Source organism: Acinetobacter lwoffii (assembly GCF_022809915.1).
Classification (GTDB): Bacteria; Pseudomonadota; Gammaproteobacteria; order Pseudomonadales; family Moraxellaceae; genus Acinetobacter; species Acinetobacter lwoffii_M.
In genome coordinates, this window is record NZ_JALGQY010000045.1 from 1 (window position 1) to 17,232 (window position 17,232).

General features: G+C 41.5%; 26 protein-coding genes. 2 read left to right on the forward strand and 24 right to left on the reverse strand.

Annotation, left to right across the window (positions count from 1 at the left end):
- The 4 genes from MTX11_RS15315 to MTX11_RS15330 form a co-directional block, all read right to left on the reverse strand.
- On the reverse strand, positions 1 to 230 hold a 230-nt coding region (locus MTX11_RS15315), incomplete at its 3' end, for a transposase (RefSeq protein ID WP_243474662.1).
- A gap of 81 nt (positions 231 to 311) precedes the next feature.
- Positions 312 to 1,004 carry a hypothetical protein gene (locus tag MTX11_RS15320; RefSeq protein ID WP_243475498.1) on the reverse strand — a complete coding sequence of 231 codons (693 nt, stop codon included), beginning with the start codon at positions 1,002 to 1,004 and terminating at the stop codon, positions 312 to 314.
- Positions 1,005 to 1,006: 2 nt separating this feature from the next.
- Entirely contained in the window at positions 1,007 to 1,258 is a 252-nt protein-coding gene (locus MTX11_RS15325; protein ID WP_243475499.1) for a hypothetical protein, read from the reverse strand.
- Between the two features lie 82 nt (positions 1,259 to 1,340).
- On the reverse strand, positions 1,341 to 1,901 hold the full coding sequence (locus tag MTX11_RS15330; RefSeq protein ID WP_243475500.1) for a hypothetical protein: 561 nt from the start codon (positions 1,899 to 1,901) through the stop codon (positions 1,341 to 1,343).
- A gap of 500 nt (positions 1,902 to 2,401) precedes the next feature.
- Here MTX11_RS15330 and MTX11_RS15335 point away from each other — a divergent pair, with 500 nt between their 5' ends.
- The gene (locus MTX11_RS15335; RefSeq protein ID WP_243475501.1) at positions 2,402 to 2,569 is read left to right on the forward strand and encodes a hypothetical protein; all 168 of its coding nucleotides are present in this window, start codon (positions 2,402 to 2,404) and stop codon (positions 2,567 to 2,569) included.
- Between the two features lie 29 nt (positions 2,570 to 2,598).
- Here the strand turns inward: MTX11_RS15335 and MTX11_RS15340 are convergent, their stop codons facing one another.
- The 17 genes from MTX11_RS15340 to MTX11_RS15420 form a co-directional block, all read right to left on the reverse strand.
- Positions 2,599 to 2,940 (reverse strand): hypothetical protein, encoded by a 342-nt coding sequence (locus MTX11_RS15340; RefSeq protein ID WP_243475502.1) that lies wholly within the window; start codon positions 2,938 to 2,940, stop codon positions 2,599 to 2,601.
- A 468-nt stretch (positions 2,941 to 3,408) separates the two neighbouring features.
- Positions 3,409 to 4,149, reverse strand: coding sequence for a phage tail tube protein (locus MTX11_RS15345; protein ID WP_243475503.1), 741 nt, complete (start codon positions 4,147 to 4,149; stop codon positions 3,409 to 3,411).
- Positions 4,149 to 4,322 carry a hypothetical protein gene (locus tag MTX11_RS15350; protein ID WP_004646453.1) on the reverse strand — a complete coding sequence of 58 codons (174 nt, stop codon included), beginning with the start codon at positions 4,320 to 4,322 and terminating at the stop codon, positions 4,149 to 4,151. Before MTX11_RS15350 ends, MTX11_RS15345 begins: the two co-directional genes overlap by 1 nt.
- A gap of 9 nt (positions 4,323 to 4,331) precedes the next feature.
- The gene (locus MTX11_RS15355; protein WP_004646451.1) at positions 4,332 to 4,754 is read right to left on the reverse strand and encodes a phage tail terminator protein; all 423 of its coding nucleotides are present in this window, start codon (positions 4,752 to 4,754) and stop codon (positions 4,332 to 4,334) included.
- Positions 4,729 to 5,226: a phage virion morphogenesis protein gene (locus tag MTX11_RS15360; protein WP_243475504.1), complete on the reverse strand. Its 498-nt coding sequence runs from the start codon at positions 5,224 to 5,226 to the stop codon at positions 4,729 to 4,731. The genes MTX11_RS15355 and MTX11_RS15360 overlap by 26 nt, the downstream gene beginning before the upstream one ends.
- Before the next feature lie 7 nt (positions 5,227 to 5,233).
- Positions 5,234 to 5,677, reverse strand: a complete 444-nt coding sequence (locus tag MTX11_RS15365; RefSeq protein ID WP_004893875.1) for a gp436 family protein — start codon at positions 5,675 to 5,677, stop codon at positions 5,234 to 5,236.
- Between the two features lie 7 nt (positions 5,678 to 5,684).
- Positions 5,685 to 6,044, reverse strand: coding sequence for a hypothetical protein (locus tag MTX11_RS15370; RefSeq protein ID WP_004893872.1), 360 nt, complete (start codon positions 6,042 to 6,044; stop codon positions 5,685 to 5,687).
- A 10-nt stretch (positions 6,045 to 6,054) separates the two neighbouring features.
- Positions 6,055 to 7,134 carry a major capsid protein gene (locus tag MTX11_RS15375; RefSeq protein ID WP_243475505.1) on the reverse strand — a complete coding sequence of 360 codons (1,080 nt, stop codon included), beginning with the start codon at positions 7,132 to 7,134 and terminating at the stop codon, positions 6,055 to 6,057.
- Positions 7,135 to 7,139: 5 nt separating this feature from the next.
- Positions 7,140 to 7,514, reverse strand: a complete 375-nt coding sequence (locus MTX11_RS15380) for a hypothetical protein (RefSeq protein ID WP_005262221.1) — start codon at positions 7,512 to 7,514, stop codon at positions 7,140 to 7,142.
- Between the two features lie 3 nt (positions 7,515 to 7,517).
- Complete coding sequence (locus MTX11_RS15385) at positions 7,518 to 8,480, reverse strand: hypothetical protein (protein WP_243475506.1); 963 nt, start codon at positions 8,478 to 8,480, stop codon at positions 7,518 to 7,520.
- Positions 8,481 to 8,532: 52 nt separating this feature from the next.
- Positions 8,533 to 9,738, reverse strand: coding sequence for a phage head morphogenesis protein (locus MTX11_RS15390; protein ID WP_243475507.1), 1,206 nt, complete (start codon positions 9,736 to 9,738; stop codon positions 8,533 to 8,535).
- A gap of 54 nt (positions 9,739 to 9,792) precedes the next feature.
- Positions 9,793 to 10,362 (reverse strand): hypothetical protein, encoded by a 570-nt coding sequence (locus MTX11_RS15395; protein ID WP_243475508.1) that lies wholly within the window; start codon positions 10,360 to 10,362, stop codon positions 9,793 to 9,795.
- 80 nt (positions 10,363 to 10,442) lie between these two features.
- Complete coding sequence (locus tag MTX11_RS15400) at positions 10,443 to 11,927, reverse strand: phage portal protein family protein (protein WP_243475509.1); 1,485 nt, start codon at positions 11,925 to 11,927, stop codon at positions 10,443 to 10,445.
- 10 nt (positions 11,928 to 11,937) lie between these two features.
- Positions 11,938 to 13,473 (reverse strand): phage terminase large subunit, encoded by a 1,536-nt coding sequence (terL, locus tag MTX11_RS15405; RefSeq protein ID WP_243475510.1) that lies wholly within the window; start codon positions 13,471 to 13,473, stop codon positions 11,938 to 11,940.
- Entirely contained in the window at positions 13,474 to 13,941 is a 468-nt protein-coding gene (locus MTX11_RS15410; RefSeq protein WP_243475511.1) for a DUF2280 domain-containing protein, read from the reverse strand.
- 45 nt (positions 13,942 to 13,986) lie between these two features.
- Positions 13,987 to 14,628 (reverse strand): putative metallopeptidase, encoded by a 642-nt coding sequence (locus MTX11_RS15415; protein ID WP_243475512.1) that lies wholly within the window; start codon positions 14,626 to 14,628, stop codon positions 13,987 to 13,989.
- Entirely contained in the window at positions 14,588 to 15,025 is a 438-nt protein-coding gene (locus MTX11_RS15420) for a hypothetical protein (RefSeq protein ID WP_004646437.1), read from the reverse strand. Before MTX11_RS15420 ends, MTX11_RS15415 begins: the two co-directional genes overlap by 41 nt.
- Before the next feature lie 242 nt (positions 15,026 to 15,267).
- On the opposite strand from MTX11_RS15420, the gene MTX11_RS15425 reads away from it, so the two are divergent.
- On the forward strand, positions 15,268 to 15,450 hold the full coding sequence (locus MTX11_RS15425; protein WP_004646436.1) for a hypothetical protein: 183 nt from the start codon (positions 15,268 to 15,270) through the stop codon (positions 15,448 to 15,450).
- Positions 15,451 to 15,520: 70 nt separating this feature from the next.
- Here the strand turns inward: MTX11_RS15425 and MTX11_RS15430 are convergent, their stop codons facing one another.
- The 3 genes from MTX11_RS15430 to MTX11_RS15440 all read right to left on the reverse strand — a co-directional run bounded on the left by MTX11_RS15430 (position 15,521) and on the right by MTX11_RS15440 (position 16,657).
- Positions 15,521 to 16,009 carry a recombination protein NinB gene (locus tag MTX11_RS15430; RefSeq protein WP_243475513.1) on the reverse strand — a complete coding sequence of 163 codons (489 nt, stop codon included), beginning with the start codon at positions 16,007 to 16,009 and terminating at the stop codon, positions 15,521 to 15,523.
- 206 nt (positions 16,010 to 16,215) lie between these two features.
- The gene (locus tag MTX11_RS15435; protein WP_243475514.1) at positions 16,216 to 16,491 is read right to left on the reverse strand and encodes a DUF968 domain-containing protein; all 276 of its coding nucleotides are present in this window, start codon (positions 16,489 to 16,491) and stop codon (positions 16,216 to 16,218) included.
- Positions 16,484 to 16,657: a hypothetical protein gene (locus MTX11_RS15440; RefSeq protein ID WP_243475515.1), complete on the reverse strand. Its 174-nt coding sequence runs from the start codon at positions 16,655 to 16,657 to the stop codon at positions 16,484 to 16,486. The genes MTX11_RS15435 and MTX11_RS15440 overlap by 8 nt, the downstream gene beginning before the upstream one ends.
- Positions 16,658 to 17,232: the final 575 nt, after the last annotated feature.

Here is a 17,232-nt window from a genome sequence, read left to right on the forward strand (position 1 = left end):
TTGAATAATCTAAGTAACTTACCGCTGCTTGACCAACGATTAAAACGTTTGAAAATAGAGTTTGAATGACCAAAACAACAAGGAATATCTCGCCACGGACAGCCTGTTCTAATTCTATAGAGAATAGCTTCAATAAAATTGCGTAAATTTGAGTTGTGGTGAATGGATAAATTACGCAGAATAACTTTCAACTTTTGCCAGTGTTGATCTGTCAGCATGGTACGAGGCATAGCGAATAGTAAAATTGGGTTTGGCGATTTGATTTTACTACTTCGCTATTTTTTTAAGCTAAAAGTGTCAACACACCCTAATTAAATTGATTTATTTTCTTTGGCTCGTTCTAAGCAAAATTCTTTAATTTTCGCAAATTGCTCACCGCCATTCTTTGAATCCATTTCATATGTCTTATAACCATCAAGTGCCGTAGTTATGCGGATTAAGATTCTTGAGCTATTTTCTATTTGCATTCGATGGCTTTCGCTTAAAACAATAACCTTATTTAATGAAGATAGGCTTGAGGTGCCTTCTGACATTGGTTGGTTATCAAATCTAATCTCATAATTACCTGTAGCGCCATCTTTTGTGAAATCTCGAATTTTGATAGGCGTATCTGCCACAAAAACAGCATTCAATCCACCATAATATGAACAACCTATTGTTAAGCCGGCATTGGTTTGCAAACCAGTTTCAGCATTAATTGCTTTGTTGGACAAATAAAGACCTTCTTTATCTGTCATTTTATCAATCTCACGCTCTAACTGCCATTTGGTTTCTTTGGGTTTGTCATCTTTAACAGGATTGGCTATAGTCTTTGCTTCCACTTTCTCATTATTACTATTTTTGTCTGCAAATGTATTCCATAAAAAATATCCAAAGCCACCTATAATCAATACCACCACCACTAAAATTAATGGATTGTTTTTATATTGTGTCCCACACGTTCTGCAGTGAGAATCCGCAGGCCTCATTGGTTTTTTACAAGATTTACAGTATTTGATACCCACTATTACCGCTCCCATTCAATCTTATAGATCTGGCCGTCTACAACTGTAATCGTATAGTTCTGACCATTTACTGTGTAGCGATATGAAGTAGCTTTATGTGGCCATCCTTTACGATCATGAATAATATGTTTATAAGAGGATTCTGGCTCACCCAATACATCAAACATTTGCCCCAGTGAAGAGCCGGGCTTCACATAACTGGTACTACCACGTACAGCGTTCACCTCTACAGCAAAGGCTGTGGTACTAAGCATAAGAATCGTAATTAATAATAATTTTTTCACACTAACCCCCTAAATAGTTATTTTCACATCATAACTTTGGGGTGCTACTTGATCAATCAGAAACCATCTCTTTCTTAAATGACTCAAAGCCTTTCTTATCAGATTGTGCCACACGCGCTGCAACGGCGTTATTAAAGATTCCCTGTTTATATAGCTTGTTTGCTGCTGTGACGTAGTTCTGGAATGCGCCGTAGGTCATTTCCATGATTTCACTATGCTGATGGCCCATGGAAACTAGGAACTGGAATGAATCAAACCAGGTGGAGTCATCTTTCTTTTTAATGCCACGTCTTGGCTTTTCATATTTGAAATAAGTCTGATTGACCAGAAGTACTGCCTTAAGTAGCTCTTTAAATCCTTGCTCATCAGCGGCAAGTTCTACCAGTGATTCATTGTTCAGATCAGTAATGCATGCCATGGTCGAAATGACTTGCACACCGTGAGCCTTGAATAGCCCTGTCAAAATTTCATCTGAATGATTTTGATCTTTGATGAAGTTTTTCAACACTTCAGCATGCATTGCCCAGGTGTCAAAGTCTTTCATCTGGATCTGACGCACTTCAATGTCATTGATTTTGATGCTTCGATTTGTTGCTAGGAAAAAATTATTCATGATGGGTCTCTGAGATAAATTTTAGACATTAAAAAAGCACCCGAAGGTGCTTTTCTTTTAACTTTGATAAAGGCTGAATTCTATAAAGTCCAACTACCACCTTGTCCCATCTCATACACGATGAAAATTAAGGCTACTACCATTAGAATGACAACAATGATTTCTGTTTTTGTTAGCATTTTCGGTGCTCCACTTTTCATTATTCATATGATAAGCAAAGCAAACAATTTATAACATAAAGATTACAAAAAAATTATTGGATGTTACAAAGATTTAGAAGTTAGGGAAGTTTCTTTAGAGTGTAGCTACCTACTGAAGCATTCAAACATTTCGTTAAGCAACTCAACAAAAAGTTTCATCCGAAAAGCATTCTTACGTAAACCTTGATTGTCATAACTCTAGTCTTGAGTATCTTACATTTCCCGACATAGCTGATACAGGCAGGGCTAAATTCGCCCTCTACACTGAAATTAAGTCTTAGGAACGTAGAGGAAATTCAATTGAAAAAGTATTCGAAAATTCTAATCTTGGTTTTATTCGGATTCACTGGCACCGCAGCTATCGCATCAGAACCACCAATTGAGGCTACTGCTGCAGCTGAAGCACAACAGGTTGCTTTAGAGCATGCAAGGAAGCAAGCAAACACACCCGAATCATCTGATGAATAAAGTAAGGCCCTCAAATGAGGGCCTTATAATTATTTATTCCAGCTTGGCGTACAAGCACTCTTCCATGACAACTCAAATTGCTTTTGATCCGTCTGATTTTCTACAAGCACTATATTTTTCTGAAGCACAATGAAACGTTGAAAACCAATATCTTTACCGTCTGCTTCTTTATAGCTTACCTCTCCACACTCTCCTATTTGATTGCGGAACTTAGCTGAATCAGGATTGGGAATGAATTCTTTTGTAGCTTCTTTTGCAAATTCAAGCTGTTCCTTTTTGCTTGTTTCTAAATCAAGATGCTGACCGTTAGATTCTCTGTGTCCGCAACCCGCTAAAATCATAATAAAAAAGAATAAGCTTAAATTTTTCATAATATCCCCATGTATTAAGGGCGACACTTTACATTAATTTTCAATCTTATCTAACATCTAGGGAGAGTGGATTTGTAAAGTTATGTTTAACCATTTTAAGTATTTTTAAAATTCAACTTATATAGCCAGGTGAAACCTCCACTTATCAAAAAACCGCCCCAAAGGCGGTTCTTAGCTTCCTAACTTACTGACATACAAGATAAATAATAGTAGAAATAATTATTACGGCTAGGATGGAGACAAATATTTCTATTTTAGTCATAGCAGTTTTATTCTTAACGTGAACAGAATATCTTTTATATCCCCATCAGATGAAAATTAGAATAACAAAAGATTACATAATCTTTATTTTTTACTATTTATTAAGTTTCATCTTAAATGTTTTAAGACTTATTACTATAAGGCAGGCACAAAAAAAGACGCTAATGCGCCGTGGATTTCTTTGTGCCTGCTTGGGTTTAGCTTTATTTAAGATGAAACTTTAAAACGATCAATACAGCCAAACGGTCCAGCTTGAGGATCACTTGCTTTTGAAGAGTCTGCTAGGCATTCACCTTCTACATCAAATGAAGCAAAGTCTTCATTAATCAAATCAAACTCTGTTTCTGGCGAAAACTGTACTCGCCATAATTCAACGGAAAGCTTGTCGCCCGAATATGTATCAACGCCTTTAAATAGCAGCGCATATTCTCGGCCCATATGAGTGGCTAAAGCTGTGCGCTCTACGATACCAGCACTTCCTGACCATGAAACAGGTTCAGCAGGTGCTTCATTGAATTCAACCGTCCCAAATACTGAGTCAAGTGTGTACGTAGAAGCTTCAATCTTAGTACTACCAGATTTAAAGGTGACTTCACTTAAGTTTCGATGACCTAAATTGATCATTTCGCCTGCACGCACTGTACCAAGTGACTGACTAGCAATTGGAGTAACCGTAGTAGTAAGTGTTTCTCCGCTAAAAATAATATCCTTATTTTGCTTTTTCACTTCTTCCAGTGTTCCACTCAACGTAACACCTGTCGCTTTACGCAAAATAGCATCCTTTGCTCGGGTGCCATCCTTTGCAGTGTAATGATCCGTAGTTTCAGAAGAAATTGCAATTTGCATACTAGGGGTATTGCCCATTGTTAAATATGGGCCTGCAACATCATTTGTGATTAAAGCTGCGAAAAACTCACCTTGAAGTGAGATTAAATCTGGTTTAGCCATTATTTTTCATCCCCTGTGGTTTTCTTGGCTGGAGCAGCAGTTTTTACTTCAGGTACTTCCTGAATGATGCCATCTGCAGCTAATTTTTTAATCTGAGCATCACTTAGCCCACCGACTACATCGCCCTTTTTGAAGCGACCGACAGGCTGAGTTGCCTTGTATTGTTTCGCCATGATTGGCTCCTAAATGAATTTTTGTGATTCAAAAATTATGGTGATGTATGCAAAGCCTGGACTATACCCATCTCGAACTGATATGAAATCTAGTGCAGTACGCGATGCTTGAGGCTGCCAGCCTGACAGAAGTTGAATAACTTTTTCAGTCAAAAGCCCGGCTTCATCACTTACAGCACGTCCATCAGTCATCTGAGATTGAGCATTGCGGCATGCAACCGTAACCGCCCATTGCTGACCGATCTGATTGATACTTCCACGACCCGCACTGGCTTTCTTGTCGATACGAACAAAATTGACATGTGCAGATGGCGTGACTTGTGACATCTCTGTTACGCTGACTGAATTCAACGGCGTATAGATCTTTAGAAATTCAGGAATTTCTTTCAGCTTTTCTGCAATCTCATCACGTACCGCGAAGAAGGTGCTCATCTATAAAACTCCCAACAATATCCAAAACCATGACTTCATCTTCCGCATCAAGACCGAGTTGAGTCCGAGGTGGAATAATGGATTGCTTAACTTTCCGATATTGGCCACCCACTGCAAAGGTGATGTATTGGCCATTCTTGGGTAGGATTGTTGCGCCATAATGCAGATGGGATGCATACGCAACATCTGTACCCACCTCCACACCGCTTGAAAGAACATTGTGTGTGTAGGAATTCATTAGGCGGCCAGTATCACGTAGCGTTTCGCCACCTTGCAGCTTGGCTCTCCATGAAATCTTCCACGGGTTACCATCCACACCAGTACCGGTTAAAAACCGATGCTGAATACTATTCACCAACCCAGCACCGATCTCATCAAATAACTGAGCCTTTAATGAGTCAAAGCTACCCAATTGTTTAAGCACCGCTTCGATAGGTGAGCTATCAGCTTGAATGATTATTGCAAAAGCCATAAACACCTCACTTCATGCTGGGCATTTGATCCAGGATAGAATCTCCAAATACACCACCGGTATATGAAGTGCCGACTGGTGCCGTCGAAGGTCGCCCTTTGGGTTGGTCGTCGCTAATTTGGTTACTGGTATCTAAAATTGCCAGTGAGTTTTTGCCATCCCGTACACCCTTTAAGAAATCTATCGCCATCCTGTAACGGACTTCGGTAGCTTCAGGTGCTTCCTCGAAATAAAGTTTATAGCGAGCAATTTCACACACTATTCGCTTTAAATTGTTAGGCACATTTGGCAAGGGTAATGGGTAGCGCACTGCTAGATATCCGTCCACTTCCTCACAAGCATCTTGCAATGCTGTCTCTAATGGATCTGGAGCATCAGCAGGAAACATGAGTGCAAGGTTAAGTACATTTTCACCAAATCGAGCGACTAAATCAGCTTTAGTCGCATACATAGATCACCTACTTGGTTTCATCCGCAGGCTTGGCATCTGCTTTAGGTTTTGCAGCAGGTTTAACCTTTTCCAGTTCAGCCACTTTAGCTTTTAGCTCGGCAATTTCCTGATCTGCTTTAGCCTTGTCAGCTGCAGCCGTCTGGCTGGCTTCGGTTAAGGCTGCATTTGCTGTTGTCAGCTCGGCATTGGCCTTTTCCAGTTCAGCCAGACGAACAGCGGTATTGTCTGCCTTAGGTTCTTCAAGCTCTTGATATTCTTCAATAGCCCCAGATGCTAAAAGGGCCTGAAGTTGTTTAGCTTCAAGCCCTTTGATTTCATCACCTGGCATAAAATGCCCGATGGATTGTTTTGCTGTGTACTTTGGCATGTCTTGCTCCTTATAGGGTGATAAAGCCAGTACCACCGACGACACCATTCTTGTTAGACGGCACAACCAGTGGAGCAGATTCAGTCATCAGCATGATTCCGCTTGGATCTTCGCAGTACCACTGACGATCAAAGTATTGCTGAGCAACGCCGTTGGCCAGCATGTTTTTAATCTTACAGTGAGCAACTGAACCATTGGTATCAGAGATCAAAGAGAAGTAATCCTTAGGAATAAAACGATTCACCTTGCCCTTGTTGCGGTAGGTTGCGTCATATACCCAGAATTCGATTCCATCAAAAGTACCTTTGAAGGTCGCTGACTCTTTGACACCAAAGCTTGGATTCACTGGAACAGAAATACCGGCATACGGCGTGATGAACTCTTTCTTAAACTCTTCATTGTTCCAGAGGGCTGCCCAAACCAAACCAGACATAACAGACAGCTTAGCTTCGCCACCATCAGCTGCCAATTGACGTTCAAGCATGGTGCGGATATCCGTTACCGGCTTGGCACCTGCTTCATTCCACTTGGTTAACGGCGTAAATGTCAAAGATGCATCACGACGGTAATCCACCAGGTTGTATTCATAATCATCTGAGTGAAGCGCGTATTTACCATTTTTCAGCAGATCAATCGCCATCATCATGACAGAGTTATCAATTGCATCATGGTTACGCTTCATTACCGAGATCTGGGCAATGATCATTTGCTCTTGCTCAGACAATCGCTGGTTACCAGTTGAGATGATGCCTGCGGTACGTAAACGTTCCAGCAAGGCAATTTCAAAAGTTTCAGCCGGAGTGACTTGGTTTTTTGGCTTGTAGTAAGCCGGTTTAACATGGCGTACTTCACCAGATTGGGTGGTATCAAATGGCTTACCAGGCTGTTGCGGAGATACCAGTGGTGCCAGATCATGTTCGGCAGATACTTCAGCCAAAGGTACATCATCACGGGTGAATAACGGGCGATTTGGGAAAAGCTTGTCTAAAAGCCAGGTATCCATCGGACGGTAATTCGAGTGAATCAGTGCGAGTTCACCCACATCAAGAAGTTCGAGCGGAGTGCCCTCAAGATTAAAAGACTGTGGCATGTTAATTACACCTTAGAAAGTTCGATTTTGTTTTTAGTTGCCTGTGCACGCGCTGCGTCATATTGAGCAGTTGTAAGCAAGGTTCCATTTACAGATACAGCTTCAATACTGAACACTCCGCCGTAATACACTGGAATTTCGATTCCATCAGCGGCCTTGATTGTGGCTTCTGCAGCCGACACATCCTGACCGCAGATTACATCCCATGTTTTTTCATCAGTGGCATGAGCCAGCACATTGGTATCTGACAGCGTTAATAGATCACCGTATTTAAATGCTGTGGCGGTTGGCACCTTGGCATTGGCACGACGTAATTTTTCATTGTCCAGGATCAGCCGTTTTGAAGTGACCGAAATAGGCGGTACATAGTGAATAGCCATGAATTATTTCCCCTTTTGTTCTGCAAATGCTTGTGCACCAGAAGTGAATTTGTGAGTGTCGGTATTATTCGACTGGCCACCTTGCCCCGGATTAGCTTGGTGGCTAAACAGGTGAGCAAATGCTGGATTCATACTTGGTGTTTGTTGTGGATGTGGTGCAGCTGGCTGCTGTTGACTACCTGCCGAGAACTGACGAAGTTGCTTAGCCGTGAAGGTAAAAACTGAATCATCCATATTGGTATAAGCCGTTTTATCTTCAGCACTAAACTGTGTTTTCAGCTCAGTTTCTAAAGCTGTAATTTCATCAGCACGTTTCTGTGCTTTGAACTGCTTAAGTTCAGCCAAGGCATCATCACGCTCACGTTCTGCCTGCTCTTTGGCCTGTTGTGCTTTTTCTAATTCGGTCACGTCTGTGTCCTCTTTGGTTGGGTTTGGGTTTGCTTTGCCCGAGAAGGCTTTGATTGATGTGTTGCGATCAGCACCGGTCGAGCAGATCGTAAATTCACGAATACGGTTTTGACGGAAGATTGTGATCGGGCCTTCAAAGGATTGACCATTCACAGTGACTGTCTTGCCTTGAGACACTTCCTCAATAGATCCCGGATCAATCATCATCGACATTTGAAATGGAAAACCATCATCAGAATCCTGAACAATTTCCTGCGCCTTAGCATTCGTAAGGAAATCACCAGATACATCAATCTTTCCGTTGGTATCTACTGTTTGAACAACACCAATTCGACTTGAACCAAAGTGTTCTTCTAGTAAAGCTGTCGGCTTATCAATCTCGATCCCGTCAAGATCAAAGACCACGCCAGAGCGCCCCCAGTACCAGTGACCATCTACTCGGCCACCGGCATAAGCAGTGCCTTTAAATTTCCGTTTCTGCCCTTCCTCGGCTTTGGGTACCTCAATCGCAGAGGCATTAAATAAATACTTCAGCCGCTCTTCGTTTGGATCTGGCATTTTTCGTGCTCCATAAAAAACCGCCCAGAAGGCGGTCATATTCATTTTAAAATTAGTTCAATAAGGGCTTGAGTGTATAAACCATCTGCCCTTCAATCGCCTCAATCGAAACCACTTCAAAAGAGAATCCCATCGGAATCAGTACACCGTTACCAGCATTCAGCATGTCCAGATCAATACCTAGCCCTTTGGCATTTTCAATCTTAATCACGATATCTGAAGCTGTATCAGCCATCAGCAACGGCGCATTCAATTGAACTGTCTGCCCCACCTGATAAGCCGCTACTTGATTAAGTGTCGCAGCACCCACTACGGTTGAAGCCGTATTACTTGCCACAGCCTGAATTGCTGCCATATCGGTACTAAGCCAGCGTTTAAGGACATCATCAGCCAGTGAGCTTGTAGCGGAGTTTAAGTAGCTACTTATTGCAGCATCATTTCCTTGCACATAATCCAGAAAGGTACGAATCGCACTTGGTCGAATACTTGGATCAAGTGGAATTACCGTATTGGCCACCGTATCGAATAAGTCCCGAGTCTTGTCATCCATCGGAGCAAATAGACTTGTGAGCTTTTTACTCGCCGTCCATTCAGCTTTGATGACCTCTTTCTGCTCGAGGAGATATTCTTTATCCAAGGATGAGGTACTAATCTTTTTATCCACCAGTGATTCAAGTTCGCCAAACTGCAATGGATGAGAACTCCAATCCAAGGCTTCAGCCACTTCTGGCAGCTTGTCATCTGGTGTGATGCCGTATTTCAATGCCTGTTTCTCGGTTAAGGCGATCACGGTACACCGGCAACGAAAGCCCAACGGCGGGTAATGTGTTAGCCAAAACGGATGATCAATCGGTAGTACAATCCGGTTTAAAGCTAAGTGACTCGGACGCACCCGGCTATCATTGATAGCCGAATACATCAAATAAGGACGTTTAGCTTTATTTCGTTGCTGTTGTTGCCACCGGCCATGACCATAAGCACTTTGAATATTGGTACGAAATACATTATCCAGGTAGTGCTTTGGCAGAATGATTTCAGATTCTTCAAGTAATTTCTGGAAGTCCTTAAAGGTACCGCCGTCGGCAATCGATTTATTCACCGCTTTGATGACTGTCTCAATCTGCTCAAGACTCGATAGAAAACTAACCGTGGTTGCCATCTGCCGGGTCTTAAGGTCCATTGAGTAGAACTCATCTGAGAGCACAATCTTTTTGCTATGAGCGTACTGAAGCGCCTCAAGAAACGTGACTGGTTGCATCACTAATACTCATTAAAAAAGCAGCCTATTGGCTGCTGAGAAATTTAAATGTACTCATTTAACTAATCTTTTTAAATCAAGCAATGTGAGAAATAGAAATCCGAAAAACAAGGTTATTCCTATAAGTCCCAATATAAATATTAGATAAGCAACACCTATAATATTGGTATTTATATAATAATTGGAGGAAATAAAATTAATAATTGCATTACCTTGTTTTGCGAAAAAAATTAATCCTGTCAAAAGAAATATACATGAAAGGAACGCGAAAAATAATTCTTTCCAATATGCACTTTCATTAAATTCCAATTTGATAATTCTCTTTTCATTATCATAGGTTTTAATCAACGTTTGATCCCAGAATGCCACCATAGGAGATAGGATTTCAAAATTAATAAAGTCAGGATGTCGATAGTAATAGTCTAAGAACTCATAAGTAGCTAATCCACTACCAGTAAGCTTCTGAGCAGCTGAATTTTTCAGAGCTCTTTTCTGATTTGCATCTAAATTGTGATTATTTTCAATAGATGTAATCTCATCAAAATACATCTCTCTACGCTTTGAACGTTCCTCAGCTTTCTTGTATTTATCTTTCCGATTTATAAAAATTTCAATTAATTTCATAAAATCTATCATTACCACCCCTAATGATCTTAATTCTAGTAAGTGGTAATGATTCTAAAGGTTAAAAATTGAAAAGTAACTTACTTACCATCACTTGCCGTCACATATCCCAACACATCTGCAGCATACAAAGCCTGATCTAGATTGGCCGTGAACTGTGTTTGAGTTGCACCAGGTATTAACTGCATCAGGTTATAAGCCAGACTTTCAGGACTATCGGACTTGAATACCAATTCCTTGACCTGGTCCGGCTTAAGTAGCTGCAATTCATCCTGGCCATCAGTCAGCTCTTCAACTTCCTGCTGCTCAGGTGAAAGTTTGCTTGCTGTTGCCTTGAAGTTGAATGCCTGGCGCGGTAATGCTGTGAATTGATTGAAGCTGGTAGGAACCTGCTCAATTACATCACCATCCTCTAAACCGTATTCACGCTTGAAGTATTGTGGCGTTAAGACTGCACCAGCATTCTTTAACTTCACATCACGATCCGCTTTAGGCTCTTCCAGTGACTTCTCTTCACCAATGATGACCCGGTGACGTTCCCAGCCATTGATATCACATAGTGCGTTAATAATGGCCTGAATCGTTGGCATGATCATTCGTACATCGGCTTTGTACTTTGAGTTTTGAACCTCAAGATGAACATCCCCTAACGCACGAGATCCAGAGCCATCGGTACCGCTCGTCAAAGTCTGACCAAGAATCACCTTTTGAATACGGCGCTCAAGGTTCTTATCAAAGACTTCAAATGTCTGGGATGCATTACCATTAGTATTTGCCGTTTGGATTTCAACCGAATCTGTGCCACTTAAGGCAATAACCGAACTGGCATGTGCTCTAAGTAGTGCATCACGCATATCTGTCGTCTTGCCAGCAGTTTTTCCAACCAGCATTGGTAAGCCAAACCTTTCAACAAACTTGGCCCAAAACTTAAAGCCAGACGTCTTGAAGAACCAGACCCAGTACAGTCGACTTAAAAGAGCCTCACCTAATGGATTCTCATAAGTAGATTTACAACGTGTCAAAAAGTGTTTGAAGCGCTGATCAACTTCCTGATCCTGCCGAGTTGTATTGTAGTTGGCCAGCAACATCAGACGACCATCATTCTTAGGCTCATACCATTGCATTGGCTTTTCACCAATCCACTTAAAACCAATAAACGGCGTAATAGTATCGCCGTCAATATGTAGGCTCGGTTCCTCAGGCTTGGTATAGATTGCCTCTAATACAGAATATCCGTACCAGCGAGCATTCTGCGCACCCAGTAGAATCTCAGACCACCACTCCCGCAAATGCTCCATAATGATTTTTGACTCTGGTCGATCCATCGGCTCTACACGCCATGATGCACTCTCAAGTTTATCCTGGCGTTTTTCAATGGCCTGATAAATCTCATCGTCATACATCATGACTTTTAAACGTGGGCGGGTAACGCCAGCTTTTCGCAGCACTTCATCGCCGTCTGGCATCTTGGTCAGATAACTGATTAAGGCCTGCTCTGCCTCATGAGAATAGAGTGCACCAGATTCGGGCTTGCTATTTTCAGACTTTTTACTTTTCTTAGCCATAAATAAAACCTTAAGCCGCTGGTGGGCTGTAATTAATCGCAATTACTGCATCTTCAATTGCATCAATGAGCGTATCCACTTGGTCATCATGATCATGGGTGAATGCCGCATTAAACGCTTCACACTCTTCAAAGAACTCGCCTACCCAGTGAGCATCTTTAGGTACCATCACAAAACGATCTTCAGGCTTATCCTTATAGTTCGCTTCAAGATGAACCTGTACATCCATAAACCGGGATAGCTTGTCTGTATTACGCTGGACGGGAATCACAGCAACACCGGAGTAAGTTCCTAGTGTTTGGATCAACTGGGTACCAGATGCCTTGTCTTCTACTTTCATGTAGCGGATAGGCTTGGTATGCCAGGTGTATTCTTTGTGCTTATCCAGAAATGCCTTAGCCTGACGGTTTAGTTCTGGTGCTTCCCATTTACCGCGCAAGAGATCCAGCAAGTACAGCTTGCCGTCAATCCCCATACCCACCAGCAGGAATACGGAATAGTCATTGTGCTCTTTGGTCTTTTGAGCGGTATCGACTAAGACAGCACGCCACTGAAGCTCTGGAATATCTTTATAGAATCCAAACCATTCAGACTTAATCAAATCACCACCCAGCTTTTTAGGCTGCTGCATGTACTGACTTGAGAATGTATAGCGTGATACCGTGGCACCTTCTTTGTCCTTACCACCCTTTTCGAGCTGTAGTAGAGATTGAAGTGATTCTTTCTTGGGCCAGTAGCTTTGGCGACCTTGCTCATCACGCTCAGCATCTCGCGGTACCAACTTTTGTATGTGGTCTGGCAAGGCTGCAATGTACTTATCATCAATCAGTGCCGGAATAGATACTTGGCTCCATTCACCAGGTAGATTTCCAGTCATGACAAAGTTAGTCGGATCCTCGGTATGCAGGCGCTGCATGATCATGATGATGGGCGTATCAGACTTAGCTTTACGTGAGTTCACCGTATTGAGTAGCTTACGATTTGCAGCATCTCGCTTGATCTTACTGAAAGCATCTTCAGGCTTTAACGGGTCATCAATGATGATACAGCCAGTAAAGCCATCATCTGCCAATGTCCCTGCTCGTCGTCCTGTTACCTGACCACCCATGGAGGCCACATATACGTGACCCACATCGTAATCTTCAACCGTAATTTTCCACTCTTTCTTGGAGTCAGTGCTGTTTGAGACAGTTAGATCCCACATCTGGCGATAGTCTTTCGACTTCACAATGTCACGCGCCGTATCCGATACGCCTTCTACCAGTGACTGAGAGAAAGATAAATACAGAAACCGTGACCGGGCATTTAGAGCTAAGCCGCGCGGGATCAGGTTAGTTGTTAGTTCGGTTTTGCCTGCTCCTGGTGGAACATTGATAACAACGTTTGCAATCTCACCTGCAATGACTTGATCGATAATCCAAGAGATATAAACGTGGTGCCAGTTCACTGTAAATTTAAAGCCCATACGAGGCTTGAAGAAACGCCGGGTGAAATATAAATGCTCATCTTCACACAGCTTCTTTTCAACCTGTGTTTGCAGATCCATTTAATATTCCTCTTGGGCCTTCTTTACAGCAGCATCAACTTGGTCTTGAGTGGCATGCACAACTGTTGTTTGTAATGCTTCGCCATCCTTACCGGTAATTTCTTGACGATTGGTATATTTACCACCCATATCTTCGGCAGCCTGCTTCAAGATACTTAATGCAGCTACTCGATTCTTGCCATGCTTTTGATATTGATTTTCTAAACGCTGAAGTCGAACAGTCAAATTTGCTATTGGAATGTTTTGGGGTTTTTCCAAAAAATCCTTTCGGGTTGCTTCAAATTCTGTCTTTAGTTCATCACTTAAATCTTTACCAACACGTTTAGTGGGGTCGTAAGCTTCACACTGCTGACGACTCACATCAATATTAAATTCTTCTTTGACGAGCACTACAGTTTCTTGCGGTGTATTAAATTGTGCAAGTGAGCGAACAATAAAGAGTTTTTGCTTTTTATTTAAAGTAGCCATTTCCCTCTATCCGTCAAAGTACGTCAAAGAAGACGGATAAAAAATTTATCCAATCACACAGTTCCCACAACATGCTGCAATATTCGTTTCAGATACAAACGGCGCATTCTTGGCAATTTCTAGAAGTCGTTTTACAGACTCGTCTGCACCCCATCGTTTCGTTTCACCAAAGAACACTTCAACGTCATGGCCAGCCAAATAATGCTTAGGCAGTCCGGTCATATCGCTATAAATGATTTCACCATCTTCATCACGCTCTACTCCTATGTGATACAGCTCATGTTCAATCAAGCGGCAGAAGTCACGATCTGAAGCTTGTTCACAGAATGCAGCATCAACCGTAATCAGGTATTGAGGCACAAAGCCAAACCAGTCCCGCATCTGCTGTTCCTGTCGTGCTTTCTTCCAGCCACCTAAGTTAAACATGACCTTTTCACATTGGCCTAACACCATACGTTTTTTCGCTACGGCGGCAGATGAAGCCCAGGCGAATACAAGGAACTCTTCATTGTCATGCAGTAATTCAGCAATATGATCATGATCCGGGTTATGCAATTCACCACCTAAAGTAAGCCAATTTGTAATGACCCATTCTTTAAGCTCTGGTGCCGGTGCCAAACGAATGGCTTCTTCTTCCTCAGCCTGATCAATCAGCTCCGTCGGCGGGAATGGTCTGAACTGTTCCATCTTCTAATCTCTCTAACTGACTTCGAATCCAGTTAATTGCATAACCCGATTCAATCTGATGAGGTTCAAGGCGCACAAATGTATAACCTTGATCTTCAGCAAGATCATACTTATTAAATGAATTCGCTATCTTTTTCCCACCACGACCAACCGCCCATGGACTGCCCACAATTTCTATAAGAAGGTTCAGCTTCACAATATAAAAATCAAACCGCCAATTTTTGGTTGATTCAAATTGAAACTTTCGACGATAACCAATGGCATGTTCTTCTAATTCTTGAAATAGGGTTTCTTCTGCTTCTAAGTATTTTTCTTTGGCTTTCGGTAGTGGCTTATTGCGGGGTTTGGTTTTGATTGGACGCTTCTTGGTTTTCCAGAAATATTCTTTTTCGTCCATATACACCCCTTGTATCAGCAATGTATCGAGAAGATATAAATTAAATACCTTGACTATTTAAATAGTGATACAGATCAATCTGGCGACCGGTTTATTATAAAAACCTTTGAAATATAAATAAGATATAAACATTTAAATCCTACATATATCTACACTTACCCCTCCAAATCATCCCATTGTAAGTGCTACTAGTATGTCACTCTGAATAGGTCGAATCTTCGGCAACAAAAATTGAGAAAACTATGTTAGTTAATACAAATACCGCTCAAAAAGCTTCTTTCAATCAATTTTCAAATAATGCTACTGAAAACAAGCCTAAATCAGAAAACCATACACAGAAGCCTACACAAGATAAACCCAATCAAAATGATACAACCTCCACTAAAGAGCAAGATGATCAAAAAGAAAATACAGATAAAAAGTAAATCATCGCTCAATCTTTTGATTAGTAAGAAAAGCCTATCTACCTGATGGGCTTTTTGAAATTTGAAATATCTATTCTACACAACACCACTTCAAATCATCCGGCACAGTTAAATACACACCCAACTGAGTCACAGTAAAGTCATGCACGTAATTCAAATACTCGGTCATCTGCTTAACGCTTAATTTTGTAGTACTGCAAAGTCTTATCACCTGCTCTGCAATCACCCGGTATTCTTCACATTCATTCTGCTTGAGCATTGCAATCGCATTACAGGTCTCAGCAAACTCCTGATCATCACGACGGTAGATATAAATCAGAAAGCGCTTCTTAAATTCGTAATGCAGCTGGTCTTTATGGGTGCCATTCTTCTTTTCGATTTGACCCAACCACATCCAGTACAAACGATTCTGCGCAGTTGATCTATCATCCTGTTTCTGATCAATCACCACCCTTAAAGGCTTACCCTCATTAATCGCCTGGGTGTAATTGGTATGCATGTAGTTAATGGCTTTGGTGATGTCGGCATGACTTTGGATAGGAAACACGGCTTTTTGCATTTCCTCTCCTTAAAACTTATCATGATGCAAAATTACAAAATCAAGAAACCATAATGCTTTATCTCATTGGCATCTTATTTTTAGGATTCATTATCTATTACTACAGACTTGATCAGGCCGACTCTACATCAGGCGAGTTTCCTCTTTATCTATGCATTTCATTGATCATAATTTGCATTGGTCGAGCCTGGCGTGTTCCGACTTAATCAAAACACCTCTTTATCTTCCATCACCAACATCTGATTCACTCTCACCAGCCACTTCTCAAACATGGCTTCACTCTCTGCCCGATTGCCAAGCTGGAATGTATCGAACTGGAAATGACAGGAATGGCATAGTGGCACGGTGAACTCGTCACTGGCTTTAATCGATCTACCCTTACCATGCTTGGCACTATTTGAATGAGCAGCCTGGCTATTGGGATTACCGCACCGAATGCACGGCAGCTTTCTGATTGCCGCCAATCGCTTTGAATCACGCATACAGTGCTACACGTAAATTCTTAATCCGCTCTTTCAGCTTAATCATGATGCCGTCAATTGCCAGCAGCTCATTTCGCGTTAATCCGGCCCGACTGAGATTCTGATACTTAGACAGCTCAGTACTGCAAAATTCTAAGTCTTGTTTAGCTTGTACTTTGTCTGTCATGGGTACCACCAATAAGAAAAGAAAAACCCCGACAAATTAATGACGGGGTTTGAGTCGTAATACGTTCGACAAAAGGAAAATAGCAATATATTTCACTAAAAAACCCGTTTAACTCTCTCCAATTAAACGGGCTTGACTTGCGTCACAACGTCTTTCTTCTTTTGCAGAGCAACTATATTGCTTAAATATTACAGCTTTATGAAACAGCTCTTTGCTTGAGTGGTTGTTATTCAACTTCTTTCAAACAATCCCGACACTCTTTCTGGTCATCACAATTAATTTCAGTCACACCATGCAGGCCAAATAAGCAGAATATAAATTGGAGCATACTTTTCTCTATAAATTAAAAAAGCCTGATCAAATTCATGAACAGGCTTACCTCTTTTAAATTTACTTTATTTAATTTGTGTAATCATCTCTATGCTTACCACACTTGCAACATTCTACCTGAATAAAAATATCCGACTCATAAGTGTAGTGATGAAAGCATAATAGCTGCGGTAATCCCCCCTAAAAATAAAAGGATCTAAAAGTAGAATTTTCTCTTAAGATACGAGCAGGAGATTCTGCATGAA

Excerpts from the sequence above, each read along its gene's own strand:
- MTX11_RS15330 (WP_243475500.1), bottom strand. The coding sequence starts at position 1,901 with ATGAATAATTTTTTCCTAGCAACAAATCGAAGCATCAAAATCAATGAC.
- MTX11_RS15395 (WP_243475508.1), bottom strand. The coding sequence starts at position 10,362 with ATGAAATTAATTGAAATTTTTATAAATCGGAAAGATAAATACAAGAAA.
- MTX11_RS15325 (WP_243475499.1), bottom strand. The coding sequence starts at position 1,258 with ATGCTTAGTACCACAGCCTTTGCTGTAGAGGTGAACGCTGTACGTGGT.
- MTX11_RS15425 (WP_004646436.1), top strand. The coding sequence starts at position 15,268 with ATGTTAGTTAATACAAATACCGCTCAAAAAGCTTCTTTCAATCAATTT.
- MTX11_RS15440 (WP_243475515.1), bottom strand. The coding sequence starts at position 16,657 with ATGACAGACAAAGTACAAGCTAAACAAGACTTAGAATTTTGCAGTACT.
- MTX11_RS15410 (WP_243475511.1), bottom strand. The coding sequence starts at position 13,941 with ATGGCTACTTTAAATAAAAAGCAAAAACTCTTTATTGTTCGCTCACTT.
- MTX11_RS15365 (WP_004893875.1), bottom strand. The coding sequence starts at position 5,677 with ATGTATGCGACTAAAGCTGATTTAGTCGCTCGATTTGGTGAAAATGTA.
- MTX11_RS15340 (WP_243475502.1), bottom strand. The coding sequence starts at position 2,940 with ATGAAAAATTTAAGCTTATTCTTTTTTATTATGATTTTAGCGGGTTGC.
- MTX11_RS15420 (WP_004646437.1), bottom strand. The coding sequence starts at position 15,025 with ATGGACGAAAAAGAATATTTCTGGAAAACCAAGAAGCGTCCAATCAAA.
- terL (WP_243475510.1), bottom strand. The coding sequence starts at position 13,473 with ATGGATCTGCAAACACAGGTTGAAAAGAAGCTGTGTGAAGATGAGCAT.
- MTX11_RS15390 (WP_243475507.1), bottom strand. The coding sequence starts at position 9,738 with ATGCAACCAGTCACGTTTCTTGAGGCGCTTCAGTACGCTCATAGCAAA.
- MTX11_RS15345 (WP_243475503.1), bottom strand. The coding sequence starts at position 4,149 with ATGGCTAAACCAGATTTAATCTCACTTCAAGGTGAGTTTTTCGCAGCT.
- MTX11_RS15355 (WP_004646451.1), bottom strand. The coding sequence starts at position 4,754 with ATGAGCACCTTCTTCGCGGTACGTGATGAGATTGCAGAAAAGCTGAAA.
- MTX11_RS15370 (WP_004893872.1), bottom strand. The coding sequence starts at position 6,044 with ATGCCAAAGTACACAGCAAAACAATCCATCGGGCATTTTATGCCAGGT.
- MTX11_RS15400 (WP_243475509.1), bottom strand. The coding sequence starts at position 11,927 with ATGGCTAAGAAAAGTAAAAAGTCTGAAAATAGCAAGCCCGAATCTGGT.
- MTX11_RS15360 (WP_243475504.1), bottom strand. The coding sequence starts at position 5,226 with ATGGCTTTTGCAATAATCATTCAAGCTGATAGCTCACCTATCGAAGCG.
- MTX11_RS15415 (WP_243475512.1), bottom strand. The coding sequence starts at position 14,628 with ATGGAACAGTTCAGACCATTCCCGCCGACGGAGCTGATTGATCAGGCT.
- MTX11_RS15430 (WP_243475513.1), bottom strand. The coding sequence starts at position 16,009 with ATGCAAAAAGCCGTGTTTCCTATCCAAAGTCATGCCGACATCACCAAA.
- MTX11_RS15380 (WP_005262221.1), bottom strand. The coding sequence starts at position 7,514 with ATGGCTATTCACTATGTACCGCCTATTTCGGTCACTTCAAAACGGCTG.
- MTX11_RS15385 (WP_243475506.1), bottom strand. The coding sequence starts at position 8,480 with ATGCCAGATCCAAACGAAGAGCGGCTGAAGTATTTATTTAATGCCTCT.
- MTX11_RS15435 (WP_243475514.1), bottom strand. The coding sequence starts at position 16,491 with ATGCGTGATTCAAAGCGATTGGCGGCAATCAGAAAGCTGCCGTGCATT.
- MTX11_RS15350 (WP_004646453.1), bottom strand. The coding sequence starts at position 4,322 with ATGGCGAAACAATACAAGGCAACTCAGCCTGTCGGTCGCTTCAAAAAG.
- MTX11_RS15375 (WP_243475505.1), bottom strand. The coding sequence starts at position 7,134 with ATGCCACAGTCTTTTAATCTTGAGGGCACTCCGCTCGAACTTCTTGAT.